The organism is Streptomyces sp. NPDC051243 (assembly GCF_044455405.1).
In the GTDB taxonomy this organism is placed as follows: Bacteria; Actinomycetota; Actinomycetes; order Streptomycetales; family Streptomycetaceae; genus Streptomyces.
On record NZ_JBITES010000014.1, the window covers coordinates 142,511 to 160,726 of the forward strand.

Genomic DNA, 18,216 nt, shown 5'->3' on the forward strand with positions numbered 1-18,216 from the left:
GAAGACCCATGTCGTACGACGTCGAGAAGCCGGACGAGCAGTGGCGCGCGGAGCTGACCCCGTCCGAGTACGCCGTCCTCCGCCAGGCCGCCACGGAACCCGCCTTCACCGGTGAGTACACCGGCACCAAGACGAAGGGCGTCTACTCCTGCCGCGCCTGCGGCGCCGAACTGTTCACCTCCACCACCAAGTTCGAGTCCCACTGCGGCTGGCCGTCCTTCTACGACCCCAAGGACACCGACGCGGTGGAGCTCATCGAGGACCGCTCGCACGGCATGGTGCGGACCGAGGTGCGGTGTGCCCGGTGCGGGTCGCATCTCGGGCATGTCTTCGAGGGCGAGGGCTATCCGACGCCGACCGATCAGCGGTACTGCATCAACAGCATCGCGCTGCGGCTGACGGCGGACGAGGACTGACCGGCCGCCCGGCGGTGGCCCGGCGGGCGCGGCCGGGGCGGGTTCCGGCCGCGCTGGCACCGGGGATCCGGGTGTTCCTAGACTCGTAGGAGATGTCCGGCCCCGGCGGTCGGTCCTGCGGTGCGGGAAGGCGGTGTCGGTGTATGCCGTACGTCGCTGTGAGTGCGATCAGCCATCCCGGGCTGCTGCGTGAGCGCAACGAGGACAGCCTCGTCGTCGGACCGTGGACGCTGTGCGCCACCGTGACCGAGAATCCGCAGACCCTCGTCTTCCCGCTCGGCACGCCCTTGGCCGTCGCCGTGGCCGACGGGCTCGGCGGGCATCCCGGCGGCGATGTGGCCAGCGCTCTGGTCGCCCGGCAGATCGCGTCCCTGGGGCCCGCGCTGAGCAGTGAGGTCGCCGTCCGGGAGGCGCTGAACTTCTGCAACCGCGCCGTGTTCCAGGCCGCCGGTGGTGAGCAGGGAGCCGACCTCGTCGGCATGGGGTCGACGATCGCCGGGGTCGTCGTACAGCCCGGCTCGCTGTTCGTGTTCAACGTGGGCGACAGCCGGGTCATCGCGGCCTCCCGCGACGGGCTGCGCCAGCTGAGCGTCGACGACAGCCCGCCGCACCCGGCCGGGCAGACCACGTCCCTCGTCACCCAGTGCCTGGGCGGCTCGCCCGCCTACCGCGCCGTCCACCCCCATGTCACGTCCGAGACCCTGACGCCCGGCGAGCGCTACCTCATCTGCTCGGACGGCCTGACGGACCCGCTCACCGAGGACGTGCTGGACGAGATCCTGCGCAAGCACGACGACGGCCGCGCGGCCTTCGAACTGTGGAAGGCCGCCATCGAGGCGGGCGGGCCCGACAACATCACGGTGGCGGTCGTGCGGGTCGAGGAGGAGTAGCGGGCGGCTGCGGTTCGGCTGGGCGGCCGGCCACGGTCCGGGGCGCGTCAGGTAGCTGTGGCCTTCGGTGACGCCTCGCGTGCGAGGGCGAGCACGAGCCGGGTCGTGGAGTTCACGAGCTCCGTGTCGACGGGCGTGCCCGGCACGAGCACCCGGTAGAAGAGCGGGCCGAGCAGCAGATCCACCAGCCGGCCGAGGGTCCGGTCGTCGACGGTGAGGTCCGGGTCGCGGGCGAGGAGTTCACGCAGGCCGGCCACGTCCCGTTCGCGCTGCTCCTTCAGGAACCCTTCGCGCAGTGCGGTTGCCGTGTCGCTCTCCAACTGCGCGTGGCCGAGCAGGGCCTGGAGGACCCGGCCGGCCGGCTCCTCGAGGAAGCCGGCCACCCGCCGCAGCTGCGCCGCGAGGTTCTCCTCGATGTCAACGGCGTCGTCGGTGCGCCACTGAAGGGCCTCGCGGGCGTCGTCGGCGAGGGTGTCCAGGAGGATGTCGACCTTCGACTTCCACCAGCGGTAGATGGTCTGCTTGGCCACGCCCGCGCGCTGCGCGATGCCCTCGATGGTCAGTCCCGCGAACCCCTTCTCGACGAGGAGATCGTCCGCCGCGTGCAGGACCGCCAGCCGGACGCTCTCGCTGCGGTGCGGGCCGGTCCGGCTGATGACCGTGGTCCGTTCGCCGGCCTGTCGTGGTTTCCGCGTGGCGCTGATGGTCCCGTCAACCTTTCGAGTCGTCCGTTCGCTGAGATTCTGGCACAGGGGGTGCGCCGTGAACGGCTGTGCTGCGGGCCCCGGTCAGGCGGCCTTCCGGCCCGTTCGCACCAGGCTGAGCAGTACGCCGAGACAGAGCGCGGCGACCACCGCGCTGAACGTCTCGCCGGCCGGGCGCAGGCCGGTCTCGCGGATCAGGACGCCCACGCCGATCGCGGGCACCGCGAGCATCGAGTACAGGATGGCGAAGAAGGTGGACACCGCCGCGCCCCGGTGCTGGGGAGCGCTGCGCGTGGTGATGCCGCCGATGCCGTGGCCGACCGCGATGCCCGTCGCCAGCCCGTTGCCGGCGGCGCCGGCCAGCAGAGGTGCCAGGGTGCCGGTGGCCATCGACAGGGCGATCAGGCCGGCCGCGGCGATCAGCCCCGCGCAGGCCGCGGGCAGGGCGATGGTGGGCCTGAGGACGCGGACCAGGAGCTGACCGAGGGCCGTACAGGCGAAGGCGAGGAAGACCACGAGGCCGGTCAGCGCATGGCTGGACTCGTGCCGGACCGTCCCCAGGAACAGACCGGTGACGGCGGTGAGGACGCCGAGCACCGCGAAGCCCGATCCGGCCGCCATCGCGGAGCGCAGGAAGTCCGAGCGGATCTCCCCGGGAACGTGCAGCGGCTGCAGACGGGGGGAGAAGCCGGACCGGTGCGCGGAGCTCTCCCCGTTCAGCAGGACGCCGAGCACGCCGACTCCGGCAAGGGCGAGCATGACGACCCAGGGCGTGCGCAGCGGGGACGGGGCGACGTCGGCCAGGATGCCGGCCAGCAGCGTGCCGCAGGCCAGGCCACCCATGTTCGCCAGCAGCGCGACGGTGGCGGGCTTCACGCGCGCGTGCGGCCCCAGCCGCTCGGCGAGGGAGGCGGTCGCGGCGCCGGTCACCAGGGCCGCGGAGATGCCGGAGACGACCCGCGCGACGAGCACGGCCCCGACGTTCTCGGCGAACAGGAAGACGGCCGCGGCGCACACCGACAGCAGCGTGGCCGCGATGAGCACCGGGCGGCGTCCCACCTGGTCCGACAGCCGGCCGAAGACCAGCAGCCCGAGGACGACGCCGAGCGCGTACACGGCGAAGACCACGGTCACGGTGAAGGGCGTGAAGCCGAACTGCTCGCCGTAGAGCGGGTAGAGGGGGGTGGGTGCCGTGGTGCCGGCCATGGTGATCCATAAGGCGAAGGCCACGCTGAAGGCGGCGAGTCGGCCGCCCTCGCCCCCCTCGGGCGTGTTGGTCGGATCGATCGTGCGGGTGGTTGGGTTCCCCACGGTTTGTCGCCTCTCATGAGCGGTCGCGGCTGGGTGGCGGACGCGCGGCAACTCCGGGGCAAAGACAAGACTTACCGTTGCGTCTTGTCTGGAGATTAGACCAGACGTTGCGTCTATTCAAAGTAGGGGCTGAAACTGACTGCGGACTTCCTGCGCGGACTTCCTGCTTCCCGCCCGGCTCAGAGCATCTTTCTCTGGACCATGATCGACAGCACCAGCGCGCCCGGCAGCAGCGGAACCCAGACCGTCAGGACGCGGTAGCCGATGACGGTGGCCGCGGCGAGGCCCATCGGGGCGCCGAAGGTGACCATCATGAACACCAGGGCCGCGTCCACGGGGCCGATGCCGCCCGGTGCGGGCACGGCGCCCACGGCGGTGCTGGCGAGGAGGAGGGCGAGGGTCACCTGGGTCCAGGACAGCGGCAGGCCGAGTGCGAAGCCGACCGAGGCGATCACGCTCGCCTGGAGCAGCGGGGTGGCGGCCGCCCCGCCCCACAGGGCCAGGACGCGGGAGGGCCGGGTGTGCAGGATCCGGGCGTCGGTGAGGGCGGTGCGTACGAAGCAGACGAGGGGGCGGCGCAGCGGTCGTACGGCCGCCGCGAGGATGCCCGCCGTGGCCAGGGCCGCTGTCACGCCGACGGCCACCAGGACCAGCGTCCGCCTGTTCGGGACGAGTTCGCCCAGGTGCAGCAGGTCGGGGAAGGCCACGAGGAAACCGAGCAGCACCGCGGTCTTCGCGATCGGCTTGACCAGCGAGTACAGGGCGAGCGAGGCGGTGCCCCGGGCCAGGGATATGCCGTGGTTCTGCAGGAAGCGCAGGGTGACGGCGTGGGCGCCGATGCTCGCCGGCAGCACATGGTTGGCGGCGCCGGCCGCGAACTGCGACGCGAGCAGCGGACCCGGCGGCAGCCGTTCCGGCAGCGCGCCCTGCCGGACGACCGCGGCGACCACCCAGCCCATGCAGGTGAAGAAGAGGCCGGACAGCAGCCACCACGGGTCGGCGGAGGCCAGCTGGGTCGCCCCGTCATGGAAGGTGCGCCAGTCGGCCGCCGCCCAGCCGCCGACCAGCAGGAGCGGGAGCAGGGTCAGGGCGTGGCGGGTGAGACGCGCGGGGGCGAAAGGGGAGCCGGCCGGAGCGCGGGTGGCCGGAGCGGTGGTGGCCGGAGCGGGGGTGGCCGTGGCGGGCAGCGAGCCGGGGAGATCGCTGAGCGGGAGCGAGGACACAGCGCGGTCGTCCTTCCGCGTCCCACCCGCGCGGACGCGGGGCGGACGGCTTGAGGGCGAGGCAGGAGGGGACGACCGAAACGTGCCCGTTCGACGTGACGCCGTGGTGTCCGGAAGCGGAAGCGGCGTCGGCGGGCGGGCGACGTGGCCGGGGGCGTTGTCCCGCTGTTACCGGCGGCGTGGTGTGTGTGGTGCGGCTGGGGCGTAGGGCGTGATGGCTTCGTCCGTTGCCTGATGAATTCCGTTTCGGGTGCCGGACTCGCGAACGCGTGTCGCCCCCGCCACACCCGAGCCCGCCCTCACCGCATCCAGTGCCCGTCGGTACTCCACCCCAGAAGACGCCGAGCGCGCCCGCCGTCCGCCGTTCCGTCGGCACCGAACACGCCGCCCTCGGCGACCAGGAGCAGACCCGCAAGCGCGGGAGCCAGCCGGGTCGTGACGTGGGCGCCGTGGCGGGCGGTCTCCTCGGCCAGACCGGCGATGACCCGCCGCTGTTCGGCGGGCGGGCACATGGACAGGTGGAACAGCGTCTGACGCCAGGCGTACGCCGCGTCCTTGATCGTGCCCAGGGGACGCGGGTTGTTGTGCACACGGGCGGTCAGGCGGCACACCGTGCCGAAGCTTCGGCGCGCCAGGTCGGCCCAGCCGGGGCGCGGGGCGATGCCCACCCGGTGGACCAGCGTGGCCAGGTTGTGCGTGGTGAGGATCTGCGCCTGCTCGATCACCGTGCCGTTGGCCGCCACCGACCAGGACCCGGATCCGGCCGCGTTCCCGGCCCGCTCGGCGCACAGCCGTGCGAAACCGGGGGGCGTACGGGCCCCGTGCGGGCGGCTCAGTGCCGCGCCCGTCTCGGCGATCGCCAGGTTGCGGATGCCGTTGTAGTCGATGCCGTAGTAGCGCTCGTAGAGCGTGCCGCCGAGCAGTTCTCCCGCGACCCGTGCCGCCGTGAGGAACTTGGGGCTGAACGTGCCCATGAAGATGTCGGCGGCCAGCTCCTCCACGAACGGGGCGCCCAGATCGCCGTGGCGGGCGAGCAGGCCGAGCTCGCGCACCAGCGGGTTGGGCAGGGTCGTGCCCGGGAAGGCCTGCACGGCCAGCTCGCCGAGCTGCCGCAGCACGGCGAGCGCACCGTCGCCGTCCGGCTTGCCCAGGACCGCGGCGCGCTGCCCGGACACCGCCCGCACCCAGGGCAGTTCCTCGACCCGCACCTGCCGTTCCAGGTTGAGCAGGAGCAGGGAGCGGCGGCCTCGGAACGCCCGGTAGTTCGCGGCCATCAGCGTGCGCAGCGCCTCGTCGCGGAAGGCCTGCGCCGTGGTGGCGGCGACCAGCTGCGGTAGCAGCTCGGCCATCACCTCGGCGGACGGCACGACGCCCCGCTCCACGAGTGTGTCGATCGGCGCGCTCAGGGCGGCCTCCACGACCTGGCGGATCGCGGGCGGTACGGCCGCCCCGGCCGGCAGGCCGGTCTCCCGGCTCTCCTCCCGGGTGACGTCGGCGACGACGGGGCCGACATCGGCGACACCCGTCTCCTGGGGGAGTACGGCGAGCCGGCGCAGTACCACTTGGGCCAGGGCGTGGTGGGAGGGAAGCGCCGCCTGCGCGGCCTGGCTCCGGCGCAGCGCGGTGTGCGGTGCGGAGCCGGGCAGACCGCGCCGCCGCACCATGGACTCGACCGCGTGCCGCAGCAGACCGCGCCGGCGGGCGTCCAGCGGCCGTCCGGCGACGGTCTCCTCCAGCGCGGCGCGCAGAATGCCCAGGTTCTCCTTGGGATTGCGGTGCTTGGTGCAGCGGGTGTGCTCCGCGGCCAGGGCGCGGTAGCGGTCGAGCAGGGCTGCGCCGCGTGCCGACCAGTCGGCGTCCGGGGTGAGTTCGAGCACCCGGCCCTCCCGGGCCGTCTCCAGCCAGTGGACGAGCAGTTCGTCGCCGAACGGCTGCCATACGGCGAGCGCCTCGCGCTGGGTCTCGACGGCCGCGTCGGGCCGCCGTCGCACCAGGGTGTCGACGGCGTCGGAGACGGTGAGCCGGTGGACGGCCGCGCCCGCGTCCGCCGCACCGGCCTGCGGTGCGGGTCCGTCCGCCGGGCGGGGCAGGAAGCGCAGCCGGTCCGCGAATGGCTCCAGTTCCGCCGCGAGGTCCAGCGCCGCGTCCGTCTCCCCGTGCCGCACCAGCCAGGCCATGGTGAGCAGCGCGGCCTCCTCGGGCACCGCGATCTCGTAGCGACCGCTGTCCAGCCGGGCCCACAGCCAGGCGAGTCCGCCCTCGGTCAGGCAGTGGGCGAAGAGTGCCCGCCGCTCGGCCGGCACCCGGAAACTCCGCGCGATCTCGGTCTCGTACGGCTGGAGCGGGCCGCCCGCGCCCGCGGCGCCCGTGGCGAAGCCGCCCCGCATCACCTCGGGCGTGACCCAGGCCGGCAGCCCGGCCACGGGGGTGCGTGAACCGACCGTCAGCCGGCCCGCGGCCATCCCCGCGAGCACCGCCCGCCAGCGCTGCCCCCGTACCTCGGCGCGGCGCCGGGTGTCGGCGTCCTCGTGGGTCAGCGCGGTCGCGAAGGCCTTGGCCAGCTGGGCCGCCGCATAGGACGGGGCCGCGGTGAGGGGCTGCTGCTCAGCGTTGTCGTTCATAAGCCGGCGTGGCAGGTTCCGCCCCTGCGCCCTCCGGGTCTCAAGCCCGGTGCTCTGCTGCTGAGCTACACGCCGATGAGGGCCGACGGTAGACGTCGGGGTGATCATCGGACAACCGGATTTGCGGCGGGTCCGCTGTCGCGGGCCCCTGGTTCAAGGCGACTTAGGCAGGACGAGACGGGCGGGAACGGCGGCGGGCGGTGGTCCTTCAAGGACGACCGGGGGCGTACGGTCACGCTCGGCAAGGCGCCGGAAACCCTCGTCGCCTTCGTCAGCACCGCCGCCGCGCTGTACGACCACGGCGTGGAGTGCGACGGCGTCTTCGGGCCCACCGAGCCCGTCGACGGCAAGCCCAACCCCAGGCCGGAGACCTGGACGTGTCGAAACTGACCGGCCTCGGCACCGAGTGGGGCCAGTTCAACGTCGGGAAGTACGCGGCGCTGCGGCCGCTGCGAACAAGGGGCTGTCCGACGAGTGGGGCTTCTGGGAGTTCCTGAGCTGGGAGAACGCCGACCGGTACCACGCCGACCTCATCATGGTCGACAACCGCTCCACGGCCATGAGCGCCGAGCAGCTCGCCGCGAAGGCGACCTGGCGGCAGCTGCCCGCCGTCAAGGCGGGCCAGACCGTGCCCGTGCCGTACGGACGGCGAGGAAGCCGGCCGCCTGACCCGCTGCTGAATCAGCCATCCATCAGACGGTTGACTTTCGGATGACCGAGCCAGAGCATTGCGGGGGTGAGCCACTTCGAGCATGTCCCCCTCGGGTCGACCACCGCGCTCCCCGCCGACCTGGACGAAGCCGCCCACCGCTGTCTCGTCGCCGGGTTCGACGGGGCCACGAGCGTGCCGGACGCGCTCAAGGAGCTCATCGACCGCGGCCTCGGCGGCGTCATCCTGTTCACCCGCAACGTCCGCGACGCCGAGCAGGTGCGCCGCCTCACGGACGAGCTGCGCGCTGTCCGCCCCGACCTCCTCGTCGCCATCGACAACGAGGGCGGCGGCATCGGCCACCTGGTGCGGGCCGGTGCACCGGAGGTCCCCGGCTCCTACGCCCTGGGCGTCGTCGACGACCCGAACCTCACCGCCCGCTGCGCCGACGCGCTGGCCGGCCACCTCGCCACCCTCGGCATCACCGCCTCCTACGCCCCCGTGGCCGATCTCCAGCACCGGCCGGACAACCCGATCGTGCGCACCCGCTCCTTCGGTGCCGATCCCGAGCGCGCCGCCCGCCATCTGCGCGCCTGGATCACCGCCACCGAGGCCCGCGGCATAGCCTCCTGCGCCAAGCACTTCCCCGGCCACGGCGGCACCGTCACCGACAGCCACCACGGCGTGGCCGTCGACCCGAGGCCGTACGACGAACTGCGCGCCGACCTCGAACCGTTCCGCGCGGCCGTCGCCGCGGGGGTGCCGATGCTGATGAGCGCCCACGTCGTCTTCCCGGAGCTGGACCCGAACCGGCCCGCCACCCTCAGCCGCCGCATCCTCGGCGACCTGCTCCGGCACGACCTCGGCTTCGACGGCGTCCTCGTCAGTGACGCGCTGGAGATGAAGGCCATCGCCGACCGGTACGGCGAGGCGGCCGGCGCGCGCATCGCCCTCGCCGCCGGGGCCGACCAGGTCATCGTCGCCGTGGGGGACCTGGACGTCACGCTCGCCTGCCGGGACGCGGTGCTCGACGGGCTGCGGACCGGAGTGCTGGCCGAGGAGCGGATCGAGGAGGCCGCGGGGCGGGTGCGGCGGCTCGCCGCGCGCTATGCCACCCCGCCCGCCGACGTCGCCGACTGGGACGCCGAGGCCGGCCTCACGGCCGCACGTCGCGCCGTACGCAGCCGCGGAGTACCGACCCCCGTAGGCGGCGCCCATGTCGTCGACCTCTTCCCGCCGCCGCACCCCGCGCTCAACTGGGGAGGCGAGGATCTGCTGACCGAGGTCCGCGCCCTCGACCCCACGGCGACGGGGACGGCGGTGACCGGGGAGTGCGGCGCGGATCCGGACGCCCTCGTCGACGGAATCCTGCGCCGCTGCGGGGCCGCGGCCCTGGTCGTCGCCACCTGTGACGCCGGGCTGCACCCCTGGCAGACGCGGCTGCGGGACGACCTGCTGGCCCGGCGCCCGGACGCGGTCCGGGTCGACACGGGACTGCCCGAGGGCGGTGCGCTGTCCTCGTACGGGCGCGGGCGGGTGAACCTGCGCGCCCTCGCCGAGCTGCTGACGGGCGTCACCGGCGACTGAATGCGGCCCGCCGGCCGGAGGCCGTGCTCAGGACGGCCGTACGACCTCCTTGATTCCGCGAGCCGCCAGGTACTGCGCGTCGTCCGCCCGGTCGGCCAGGACCACCGCCGGCCGGACACCGTCCGTGCGCAGCCCCATCCACGCCTCGAAGTACGCGCCGCCCGGACCTGACACCGACCGCGTGGCCGGCGCGCAGTCCAGGAGGAGGGCCGTGTCGCGGGGCTGGGGCGAGCGGGGCTCGGCGCGCAGGTCGGCGACGGTCTCGGCGAGGGCCTCGGCGATCGGCTTGGGGCGGCCCGCGGGGTCGAACAGGCCCAGCGTGTACTCCAGTTCCGGGAAGTCGGCCAGCGAACGGTCCACGTCGTGCGAGCACCACCAGGTCACGCCCCACAGCCCCGTGCACTCCGCCGCGTTCCGTACGGTGGCGCGCGCGAAGTCGGGTGCGTCGGCGGCCGGGATGTGGGGTTCGGGCGCGCCGGTCTCCTGGACCCAGACGGGGCGGGCGGGGTCGGTGGCGTAGGCCTTGGCCAGTTCGGTGCCGTACTCGGCGAGGTGGCGGACCTGCGGGGAGCGCGGGCCGTAGCGGCCGGCGCAGTCGCCGGAGAACACCCAGGGGTGGACGGTGGTCAGGTCGCCCTTGCGGGCGCAGGCCTCGGGGGTGAAGGGGTGGTCGTCGCCGTACCAGGCGGCGTCGTAGGCGGAGTGCGTGACCAGGCCGCCGTGCGCGCCGAGGCCGTCCCGGGCGGCGGCGAGCAGGGTGTCGAGGTAGTGGTCCACCTCGTCCGCCGTCACGGGGTTGTGCTCGACCAGGTTGTTGAGTTCGTTGCCGAGCTGGAGACCGAGCAGGTTGGGGCGGCCCGCGAGGGCGCGGCCGAGGGTGCGCAGGAGGGTGGCCTGGGCGTCGATGGCATCCGGGTCCGTGAACACGTTGCGGTGGTGCCAGCTGCGGGTCCACTCCGGGTAGAAGTCGAAGCTCGACAGATGGCCCTGAACGCCGTCCACCATGACGTCGAGACCGGCCTCGCCGGCCAGGTCGACGAGGTGCGCCAGCTGGTCGACCGCGCTGGTGCGGACGAGGGTGCGGTTCGGCTGGAGCAGCGGCCAGAGGTGGAAGACGCGGACGTGGTCGAGGCCGAGACCGGCTATCGCGTCCAGGTCGGCACGCGCGCGTGCCGGGTCGAAGTCGTGCCAGGAGTGGAACCAGCCGTGGCGGGGCGTGTAGTTGACGCCGAAGCGGAGCGTACGGATGGGATCCTCCTCGGGCCGGGCCCCCGTGGGGTCGGTGTGGCTCTTGTCCGACGCGAATGTATCAACCACCATGGTCGCCAATGAATAGTGATTTGAACCAAACCTCGCCCGGTGAGGCACGGGCGTACGTCGTCGGCCTGGATGCCGGTGGCACCCGTACGCGCGCCCTGCTCGCGCCCATACGCGGCGGCGATCCCGAGGGCGAGGGCGTCGCCGGACCCGGCAACGCGCTCACCGTCCCCGGGGCGCAGCTCACCGAGCATCTCGCCGACGCCCTCGCGCAGGCCGTGCCGGAAGGGCTGCGCGGGCGGGTCGTGGCAGTGGCGGGCGGCTTCGCGGGCGCCTCGCGGACCGCTCCGGACGAGCCGGGGCGAGTCAAGGCGCACGCGGCCCTGACCGTCGCGATGAGCCGACTGGGCATCGGCGCCACCTCCGTCGAGATCCACAGCGACATCGAGGCCGCGTTCGCCTCCGCGCCCGGCAATCCCGCCGACGGCCTCGCGCTGGTGGCCGGTACCGGCGCGGTCGCGGCGCGCATCACCGCACGCGCGTGCACCACGACCGCCGGCGGCGACGGCTGGCTGCTCGGCGACGACGGCGGCGGCTTCTGGATCGGGCGCGAGGCGGTGCGGGCGGCCCTGCGCATGGCCGACGGGCGGGGCGGGGGGACGGCGCTGGCCGCGTCCGTCGGGCGGGCGCTGGGCGTGCCGGAGGACGTCCTGCCGGGCGAGTCTCCCGGGGCGCGGGAAGCGGGGCCCTGGACGCGGGCCCGGCGCGAGGCCTACCGCATGCACCTGCTCCCCGCCGTCATGGAGCGACCGCCGGTCCGGCTCGCCGAGTTCGCCCCGCTCGTCGCCGAGGCCGCCCGGCACAAGGACGCCGTGGCCGAGGGGATCCTCGACACGGCCGCCGACCACCTCACCGGCTACGTCCGCGCCCTCGACCCCCGGCCCGGCGAGCGGGTCGTCGCCACGGGGGGCCTGCTCGGCCCCGACGGCCCGCTCACGGCGCCGCTCACCACCCGGCTGCGGCCGCTCGGACTCCCCCTCGACTGGGTCGCGGACGGCTCCTGGGGGGCGGTGGCTCTCGCGCGGCTCGCCATCTGAACGCCACTGCCCGAACGAACCCGACGCACGAAAGGGACCGGCCCCATGCCGACTCCGCAACACGGTGCCACCGAGGCCGAGCCCCAGCGTCTCGACGACGGCAACAGCCACGACGAGCACCCGCAAGACGCCCCCGCCCCGCTCTACCGCGACCCCACCACCCCCGTCGACACCCGAGTCCGCGACCTCCTCTCCCGCATGACCCTGCGTGAGAAGGCCGGCCAGCTCAACCAGCGCATGTACGGCTGGAACGCCTACCGCCGCACCCCCGACGGCGGCTTCGAACTCACCGACGCCCTGTACGCCGAGACCGACCGCTTCGAGGGACTCGGCGCCCTCTACGGGCTCCAGCGCGCCGACGCCTGGTCCGGCGTCGACCACGGCAACGGCCCCGCCGCGGAGGACGCCGCGGGCCTCGCCGAGCTGGTGCAGCGGCATGTCGTCGAGCGCAGCCGGCTCGGCATTCCCGCGCTGTTCGTGGAGGAGGTGCCGCACGGGCTCATGGCCCTCGACGGCACCGTCCTGCCGGTCAACCTGGCCGTCGGCGCCACCTGGGACCCGCAGCTGTACGAACACGTCGCCGCCTTCGCCGCGTCCGAACTGCGTGCCCGCGGCGGCCATGTCGCCCTGGTCTCGGCCCTCGACATCGCCCGCGACCCGCGCTGGGGCCGCACCGAGGAGTGCTTCGGTGAGGACCCGTACCTGGCGGCCTGCCTGACGGACGCCCTCGTCCGCGGCATGCAGGGCGACCCGGAGGAGTACTTCGACACCGATCGGGCCCCCGTCGTCCTCAAGCACTTCGCCGGACAGGGCGCCACCGTCGGCGGCCGCAACTCCGCCGAGTCCGAACTGGGGCTCCGGGAACTGCACGAGATCCACCTGCCCGCCGCCCGCGCCGGGATACGCGCAGGGGCCGCCGCCGTCATGGCCGCGTACAACGAGGTCGACGGGATGCCCTGCTCCGGGAACAGGGCCCTGCTCACCGGACTCCTCCGAGAGCGCTGGGGTTTCGACGGGATCGTCATGGCGGATGGGCTCGCCGTGGACCGGCTGGCCCGGATCACCGGCGACAAGGTGTCCGCGGGTGCCCTCGCGCTCAACTCCGGTGTCGATCTGAGCCTTTGGGACGAAGGGTTCACCCACCTCGAAGAGGCGGTGGAGCGCGGACTGGTCGGCGAGGAGACCCTCGACGCCGCCGTCGCCCGCGTCCTGCGGCTCAAGTTCCGGCTGGGGCTGTTCGACCGTCAGGGCACGGCGCCGGCGCTCCGTCCGGCCGACCGCGGCAGATCGGCGAGCACGTCCCTCGCCGGCGCCGCGGTCACCCTCCTCCACAACGACGGCGACGTGCTGCCGATCGCCGCGAACGTCTCCCGTATCGCCGTCCTCGGACCACAGGCCGCCACGGTGGCCCACCAGTCGGGCGACTACACCGCCCCGCAGCGCCCAGGCACCGGTACGAGCCTGCTCGACGGGCTGCGGCGCCTCGCCCCGCCCGGCGTCGACATCCGGCACGCCCGGGGATGCGCCCTCACCGGCGACGACGTCTCAGGCGTCCCCGAGGCGGTCGCCGCGGCCGCCGCTTCGGACCTGGCGGTGCTCGTCCTGGGCGGCTCCAGCGCCCGCACCCCGGACACCGACTTCGCCGCCAACGGTGCCGCGCTCGGCGCCGTCTCCGAGATGACCTGCGGCGAGGGCGTCGACCTCGCGGCGCTGCGGCTCGGGAAGGCCCAGCACGCCCTGCTGGACGCCGTCACCGCGACCGGCACGCCCACGGCCGTCGTCCTGATCCAGGGCCGCCCGCACGCCGTTCCCGAGGCCGCCGACCGCGCGGGCGCCCTGCTCACCGCGTGGTATCCCGGCCCGTGGGGCGGAGAGGCGATCGCCGAGGTCCTCCTGGGGCGGACGGAACCGACCGGCCGCCTCCCCGTCTCCGTGCCGCGCTCGGCGGCCCAGCTCCCCGTGTACTACAACCACAAGGACACCGAGTACGGCGCCTACGTGGACGAGGACGCCGAGCCGCTCTACCCGTTCGGGCACGGGCTCACGTACACGACCTTCGCGTACGGCCCGCCGCGCCTGTACCGCGACACCGTCACGGTCGACGTGACCAACACCGGTTCGCGGTACGGCCGTACGGTCGCCCAGCTCTACATCCGCAGACTGCGGACCACCGTCTGGCCGCGCACCCTCGAACTGCGCGGCTTCCAGCGCGTGGGGCTGCGGCCGGGGGAGCGCCGGGCGGTCGCGTTCAGGATAGGCACCCGCCAACTGGAGCAGGTCGGCGCCGACTTGGAGACCGCCGTCCTGCCCGGGACGCTGGAGATCCGGATCGCCGAGTCGTCCCGGGTCGCACTTGCCGCCGTACCGGTGACGGTGAACGTCCCGGGCTGACCGGCGTCAGAGCTTGACCGCTCCCGACGAGACGCCCCGGTAGAACCACCGCTGCGTGATCACGAACAGCACCAGCACCGGAATCACCGAGATCACCGACCCCGCCATCACCAGCCGCTGGTCGTACCCGAACGACGACGTCTGCAGCCGGGCCAGCCCCAGCGTCAGCGTGAAGTGCTCCTCGGAGCGCAGCACGATCAGCGGCCACAGGAAGTCGTCCCAGGCACTGATGAAGGTGTTGATGGTGACGACCAGGATCGCGCCGTAGGCGGAGGGCAGGTACAGGTGCCGGAATCGCTTCCACTCGCCCGCGCCGTCCAGCATCGCCGCGTCCTCGATCTCGCGCGGGACGGCCAGGAACGCGGCCCGCATGATGAGGACGTTGATGGCCGCGACGAAGCCGGGCAGCCAGACGCCGACGAGGTTGTCGACCAGGCCCAGGTCCCGGACGCTGAGGAACAGCGACACCATGATCGACTCGAACGGGAACATCATGGACGCCATCAGCAGCACCCACACCAGCTTGCGGCCCTTCCAGCCGGGCTTGGACAGCATGTAGCCGGCCATGGTGGAGAAGACGAGCTGGCTGGTGATGGAGATGACCGCGACGAACAGACTGTTCCTGATGTACGTCCACACCGGGACCTGGTCGAAGACCTGCTCGTAGGCCCGCAGGGTCGGGTGGTGGGGGATGAGCGAGGCGCCCGCGCCGAAGACGTCCTCGCCGGCGCCCTTCAGGGACGACAGCACCTGCCACAGCAGCGGGCCGACGGTGATGAACAGGACGAAGACCAACAGCAGGTAGCGGACGACGAGTTCGCGCGGGCGGCCGTAGTCGCGCCAGCGGGGCATCAGGCGTCGGCGCCTGATCGGAGCCGGTGCGGTCGTCATGCCTCGTCCTCCTTAGTCAGGCGCTGGGCGAGCAGCGTGAGGCCCAGGGTCAGTGCGAACAGGGCGACGCTGACCGCCGCGCCGTAGCCGGCGTTGCCGGTGAGCGGGTCCAGGCCGACGTCCCGGATGTAGAACGGGAGCGTGCGGTCGGCGCCGCCGGGGCCGCCGGTGGAGCCGCCGAGCATGTAGATCTCGGTGAAGACGCGCAGTGAGCCGATGCCGGTGAGGGTGCCGACCAGCATCATCGAGGTGCGTACGCCGGGCACGGTGACGTGCCAGAAGCGGCGGACCGCCCCGGCGCCGTCCACGGCCGCCGCCTCGTGCAATTCCCTGGGCACGTTCCCCAGCGCGGCGAGGTAGAAGATCATGTACCAGCCGAGTCCCTTCCACAGCGTCAGGCCCATCGCGGACAGCAGGATCAGCCATGAGTCGGAGAGGAAGGGGATCGCTTCGCGGATGATGTGGGCCTTCTGCAGCCAGGTGTTGACCAGTCCCTGGTCGCTCAGCAGCCACTGCCAGCTCAGGCCCACGACCACGCTGGAGGCGAGGACCGGGGTGTAGAAGGCGGAGCGGAAGAAGCCGATGCCGGGGAGGTTCTTCTCCACCAGGACCGCGAGCAGCAGCGGCAGCAGGACCATCAGCGGGACGACGATCACCGCGTAGAGGATGCTGTTGCGGGTGGCCAGCCAGAAGTCGGAATCCCCGAGCATCCGGGTGTAGTTGTCCAGGCCCACCACGTCGTAGGCGCCGCCGAGCGGCTTGGCGTCGGTGAAGGACACCAGGATCGTGTTGAGGAACGGGAACACCCCGAAGACCGTCGTGCCGACGATCGCCGGGAGCATCCACAGCCAGGGCAGCCACCAGCGGCGGTACAGCGCCGCGCCCCCCGCGTCCGCCGTCGGGCCGGGGGTGACGGTGCGAAGGGCGCGGCGCAGGAGCCCCGGCGGAGGTGATCCGGGGGAGGTGCCGGGGCGCGGGGCGCCCGCCCCCGGGGGAGCGGGGACGGGCGCCTTGGCCGGTGCGGTGCGCTGAGCCATCGTCAGCTGCCCTGCTCGATCAGCTCGTTGGCCTTGGACTGGGCCTCGTCGAGGGCGTCCTGCGCGCTCTTCTTGCCCTGCATCGCGAGCTGGATCTGTGCCGAGATGGCGTTCAACTCGCCGGGTGTGAGGGCGATCTCGTCCGCCGTGGCGGTCTGCCGGTCACCGGCGACGATCTTGCGGGCCTCGGCGAACGGGTCGGTGCCCTCGACCTTCTGGAAGAACGGGTCCTTCAACGACTCCGTCGTCGAGGGGAAGATGACGACGTTCGGGTCCTTCGCCCACTCCAGCTGGTTCTGCGCGTTGGTCAGGAACTGCGCGAAGGCGAGCGCGGTCACCGCGTTCTTGCTGGTGGAGGCGGTGCCGATGTACTGCGGGGCGCCTACGGTGTGGCCGAGGTCGTCCAGCATGTAGCGGGCGACGCCCGTCTTCTTGTAGATGGACGGGTTGTTCTGCTGGATGAAACGCAGGAAGTTGGGGTTCGTCGAGCCGTAGACCAGCTTGCCCTGGCCGTACACGTTGGACGGGTCCTGGTTGGAGGACAGGGAGTCCTTCGGCATCGCGCCGGCCTTGTAGAGCTTGGTCATCCCCTCGACCCACTGCACGGTCTTCGGGTCGTCGGCGAAGGTGAACTCCTTGCCGTCGTCGGAGAGGACCTTGATGCCCATCTGCTGCCAGTCGGCCGGGATGCGCAGGGAGGGATTGGCGAGGAAGGCGTAGTACTTGCCGTCGGAGGCCTTCGCTATCTTCTCGGCGTCGGCGAACAGTCCGAGGATGGACGTCGGAGGTTTGGCCGGGTCCAGGCCCGCCTTCTCCAGCAGGTCGGTGTTGAAGGTCTGCACGATGCCGCCGGAGTACCAGGGCAGCACACTGTGCACCTTGGTGCCGTCGGCCTGGGCGTAGGTGCTCGACTCCCACATCGACTCGGTGAACGGCTTGCCCGCGTCGGGCGCCTTCTCGTCGAGGTTGAGCAGGTAGCCGTTCTTGGTCAGCGCCACCGCCGTGTTGACGTTGATGTTGACCACGTCCGGCAGCGTGCAGCCCTGCGCGTCGGCGACCAGACGCTGGGTGAAGGTGGCGTCGCCGGGGTCGTCGATCCACTTCACCTTCGTGCCCGGGTGCTCCTTCTCGAAGGCGGCGATGACGCCGTTGAAGTAGTCGCCGAAGTCCTTCTTCAAGTTGGTCGTCTGGAAGGTGATGTCGCCCTTGATGTCCCCGGTGAGCGCCCCGGCCCCGACGTTCGCCTTGTCGACCTTGCAGCCGCCGGCGGTGGCCTCGCCGTCGTCGGAGCCGCCGCCGGAGAGGCCGCAGCCGGCGGCCGCGAGTGCCAGAGCGAGGAAACATGCCAGGGATCCGGGAAGTCTGCTTGCGCGCATGGGTGCCCTCCTGCGGCCGACCTAGGCGGCTGGTTCGCTGGTGTTCGCCGATAGCGGCTGGTTCAAATCACCAACTTGGACTGTGATTGATGAAAAGGTGGACCAGAATTCATCGGAGGTCAATGGGGTGCCGTGTTGCTTTTACGTTCCGTTCAGTGCCGGTGCTCGTGATCCTGGTGCGTCGGGTCGCCCGGGTGCTCGTGTCCCGGTGCGTACTCGACCCCGGTCCGCACCTGGTCCAGCCAGCCGAAGAACGCCCAACGGCCCGCCGCCTGGCGCAGGTTGCGCTCGATGCCCTCGCGGGCCCGTTCGTACGGCAGGAAGTCCGCCGGCCCGGCCGACGGGCTGTACGGGTCGACGCCTCGCCTGAGGGCCTGTGGGGTGAGGTAGCGGTCCCGGTTGCGGTCGTAGTAGTCGCGTACGGCCTCTTCGGGGATGTGCTGCTCGTTCTCCAGCGTGGTGAGGAGGAGGCGTGCGGCGGGGGAGTGGGCGAGGGCTGCGGCGACGATGCTGCCGAGGTCGGCGACGTCGGCTTCGGGGACGGTGAGCATGGCCGCCGGGGACACGTCCGGCGGGACCGGCAATCCGCGCTCCGCGCAGGTGCGTCGGGCCAGTTCGTCGATGAGCACGACCTGGGTGGCCCATCGCCTTCGCTGTCGGTCTGCTCGAGCCAAACGGTCCTTGGTGAGTGCCGGGATGTGTCGTCTTCCGTCTGCGGGTGCGTTGTGGCTTGTCGCGCTCAAGAAGGCGTCCACGCGCTCCATGG

Annotated in this window: 16 protein-coding genes and 1 tRNA gene; 7 read left to right on the top strand and 10 right to left on the bottom strand. The window is 72.5% G+C overall.

Going from position 1 to position 18,216, the window contains the following annotated elements; translation table 11 throughout:
* Positions 1 to 8: 8 nt before the first annotated feature.
* Both msrB and ACIBAG_RS32625 read left to right on the top strand, forming a co-directional pair.
* Positions 9 to 416, top strand: coding sequence for a peptide-methionine (R)-S-oxide reductase MsrB (gene msrB, locus ACIBAG_RS32620; protein ID WP_399110039.1), 408 nt, complete (start codon positions 9 to 11; stop codon positions 414 to 416).
* A gap of 143 nt (positions 417 to 559) precedes the next feature.
* The gene (locus tag ACIBAG_RS32625) at positions 560 to 1,306 is read left to right on the top strand and encodes a PP2C family protein-serine/threonine phosphatase (RefSeq protein ID WP_399110041.1); all 747 of its coding nucleotides are present in this window, start codon (positions 560 to 562) and stop codon (positions 1,304 to 1,306) included.
* A gap of 47 nt (positions 1,307 to 1,353) precedes the next feature.
* On the opposite strand, the gene ACIBAG_RS32630 is transcribed toward ACIBAG_RS32625, so the two are convergent.
* From ACIBAG_RS32630 to ACIBAG_RS32650, 5 genes are all read right to left on the bottom strand, one after another.
* Positions 1,354 to 1,962 carry a TetR/AcrR family transcriptional regulator gene (locus ACIBAG_RS32630; protein ID WP_399110228.1) on the bottom strand — a complete coding sequence of 203 codons (609 nt, stop codon included), beginning with the start codon at positions 1,960 to 1,962 and terminating at the stop codon, positions 1,354 to 1,356.
* 132 nt (positions 1,963 to 2,094) lie between these two features.
* On the bottom strand, positions 2,095 to 3,321 hold the full coding sequence (locus tag ACIBAG_RS32635) for an MFS transporter (protein ID WP_399110043.1): 1,227 nt from the start codon (positions 3,319 to 3,321) through the stop codon (positions 2,095 to 2,097).
* 179 nt (positions 3,322 to 3,500) lie between these two features.
* Positions 3,501 to 4,544, bottom strand: a complete 1,044-nt coding sequence (locus tag ACIBAG_RS32640) for a YbhN family protein (RefSeq protein ID WP_399110045.1) — start codon at positions 4,542 to 4,544, stop codon at positions 3,501 to 3,503.
* 299 nt (positions 4,545 to 4,843) lie between these two features.
* The gene (locus ACIBAG_RS32645; protein ID WP_399110047.1) at positions 4,844 to 7,165 is read right to left on the bottom strand and encodes a hypothetical protein; all 2,322 of its coding nucleotides are present in this window, start codon (positions 7,163 to 7,165) and stop codon (positions 4,844 to 4,846) included.
* A 3-nt stretch (positions 7,166 to 7,168) separates the two neighbouring features.
* Positions 7,169 to 7,240 (bottom strand) — tRNA-Ser (locus ACIBAG_RS32650).
* Here ACIBAG_RS32650 and ACIBAG_RS32655 point away from each other — a divergent pair.
* From ACIBAG_RS32655 to ACIBAG_RS32665, 3 genes are read left to right on the top strand one after another with little or no spacing between them, the layout of a single operon-like run.
* The gene (locus ACIBAG_RS32655) at positions 7,241 to 7,555 is read left to right on the top strand and encodes a hypothetical protein (RefSeq protein ID WP_399110049.1); all 315 of its coding nucleotides are present in this window, start codon (positions 7,241 to 7,243) and stop codon (positions 7,553 to 7,555) included. It begins immediately after the preceding tRNA gene.
* Between the two features lie 16 nt (positions 7,556 to 7,571).
* Positions 7,572 to 7,880 carry an ABC transporter substrate-binding protein gene (locus ACIBAG_RS32660; protein ID WP_399110050.1) on the top strand — a complete coding sequence of 103 codons (309 nt, stop codon included), beginning with the start codon at positions 7,572 to 7,574 and terminating at the stop codon, positions 7,878 to 7,880.
* Positions 7,881 to 7,901: 21 nt separating this feature from the next.
* Complete coding sequence (locus tag ACIBAG_RS32665) at positions 7,902 to 9,401, top strand: glycoside hydrolase family 3 N-terminal domain-containing protein (protein WP_399110051.1); 1,500 nt, start codon at positions 7,902 to 7,904, stop codon at positions 9,399 to 9,401.
* Between the two features lie 27 nt (positions 9,402 to 9,428).
* Here ACIBAG_RS32665 and ACIBAG_RS32670 read toward each other — a convergent pair whose 3' ends face one another.
* Positions 9,429 to 10,721 (bottom strand): glycosyl hydrolase, encoded by a 1,293-nt coding sequence (locus ACIBAG_RS32670; RefSeq protein WP_399110053.1) that lies wholly within the window; start codon positions 10,719 to 10,721, stop codon positions 9,429 to 9,431.
* 8 nt (positions 10,722 to 10,729) lie between these two features.
* On the opposite strand from ACIBAG_RS32670, the gene ACIBAG_RS32675 reads away from it, so the two are divergent.
* Both ACIBAG_RS32675 and ACIBAG_RS32680 read left to right on the top strand, forming a co-directional pair.
* A complete protein-coding gene (locus ACIBAG_RS32675; protein ID WP_399110055.1) occupies positions 10,730 to 11,755 on the top strand; it encodes an N-acetylglucosamine kinase in 1,026 nt (341 codons plus the stop codon).
* A 198-nt stretch (positions 11,756 to 11,953) separates the two neighbouring features.
* A complete protein-coding gene (locus ACIBAG_RS32680; protein WP_399110229.1) occupies positions 11,954 to 14,146 on the top strand; it encodes a glycoside hydrolase family 3 N-terminal domain-containing protein in 2,193 nt (730 codons plus the stop codon).
* A 6-nt stretch (positions 14,147 to 14,152) separates the two neighbouring features.
* Here the strand turns inward: ACIBAG_RS32680 and ACIBAG_RS32685 are convergent, their stop codons facing one another.
* From ACIBAG_RS32685 to ACIBAG_RS32700, 4 genes are all read right to left on the bottom strand, one after another.
* Positions 14,153 to 15,037 (bottom strand): carbohydrate ABC transporter permease, encoded by an 885-nt coding sequence (locus tag ACIBAG_RS32685; protein ID WP_399110057.1) that lies wholly within the window; start codon positions 15,035 to 15,037, stop codon positions 14,153 to 14,155.
* Positions 15,034 to 16,074: a carbohydrate ABC transporter permease gene (locus tag ACIBAG_RS32690; protein ID WP_399110059.1), complete on the bottom strand. Its 1,041-nt coding sequence runs from the start codon at positions 16,072 to 16,074 to the stop codon at positions 15,034 to 15,036. The genes ACIBAG_RS32685 and ACIBAG_RS32690 overlap by 4 nt, the downstream gene beginning before the upstream one ends.
* A gap of 2 nt (positions 16,075 to 16,076) precedes the next feature.
* Positions 16,077 to 17,450, bottom strand: a complete 1,374-nt coding sequence (locus ACIBAG_RS32695) for an extracellular solute-binding protein (protein ID WP_399110060.1) — start codon at positions 17,448 to 17,450, stop codon at positions 16,077 to 16,079.
* A 152-nt stretch (positions 17,451 to 17,602) separates the two neighbouring features.
* Positions 17,603 to 18,214, bottom strand: a complete 612-nt coding sequence (locus ACIBAG_RS32700; protein WP_399110231.1) for a peptidyl-prolyl cis-trans isomerase — start codon at positions 18,212 to 18,214, stop codon at positions 17,603 to 17,605.
* Between the last annotated feature and the right edge of the window lie 2 nt (positions 18,215 to 18,216).

Bases quoted from the DNA above. Each gene is read 5' to 3' on its own strand.
- ACIBAG_RS32675 (WP_399110055.1), top strand. From the start codon at position 10,730: ATGAATAGTGATTTGAACCAAACCTCGCCCGGTGAGGCACGGGCGTAC.
- ACIBAG_RS32645 (WP_399110047.1), bottom strand. From the start codon at position 7,165: ATGAACGACAACGCTGAGCAGCAGCCCCTCACCGCGGCCCCGTCCTAT.
- ACIBAG_RS32625 (WP_399110041.1), top strand. From the start codon at position 560: ATGCCGTACGTCGCTGTGAGTGCGATCAGCCATCCCGGGCTGCTGCGT.
- ACIBAG_RS32685 (WP_399110057.1), bottom strand. From the start codon at position 15,037: ATGACGACCGCACCGGCTCCGATCAGGCGCCGACGCCTGATGCCCCGC.
- ACIBAG_RS32690 (WP_399110059.1), bottom strand. From the start codon at position 16,074: ATGGCTCAGCGCACCGCACCGGCCAAGGCGCCCGTCCCCGCTCCCCCG.
- msrB (WP_399110039.1), top strand. From the start codon at position 9: ATGTCGTACGACGTCGAGAAGCCGGACGAGCAGTGGCGCGCGGAGCTG.
- ACIBAG_RS32695 (WP_399110060.1), bottom strand. From the start codon at position 17,450: ATGCGCGCAAGCAGACTTCCCGGATCCCTGGCATGTTTCCTCGCTCTG.
- ACIBAG_RS32680 (WP_399110229.1), top strand. From the start codon at position 11,954: ATGACCCTGCGTGAGAAGGCCGGCCAGCTCAACCAGCGCATGTACGGC.
- ACIBAG_RS32670 (WP_399110053.1), bottom strand. From the start codon at position 10,721: ATGGTGGTTGATACATTCGCGTCGGACAAGAGCCACACCGACCCCACG.
- ACIBAG_RS32700 (WP_399110231.1), bottom strand. From the start codon at position 18,214: ATGGAGCGCGTGGACGCCTTCTTGAGCGCGACAAGCCACAACGCACCC.
- ACIBAG_RS32655 (WP_399110049.1), top strand. From the start codon at position 7,241: ATGAGGGCCGACGGTAGACGTCGGGGTGATCATCGGACAACCGGATTT.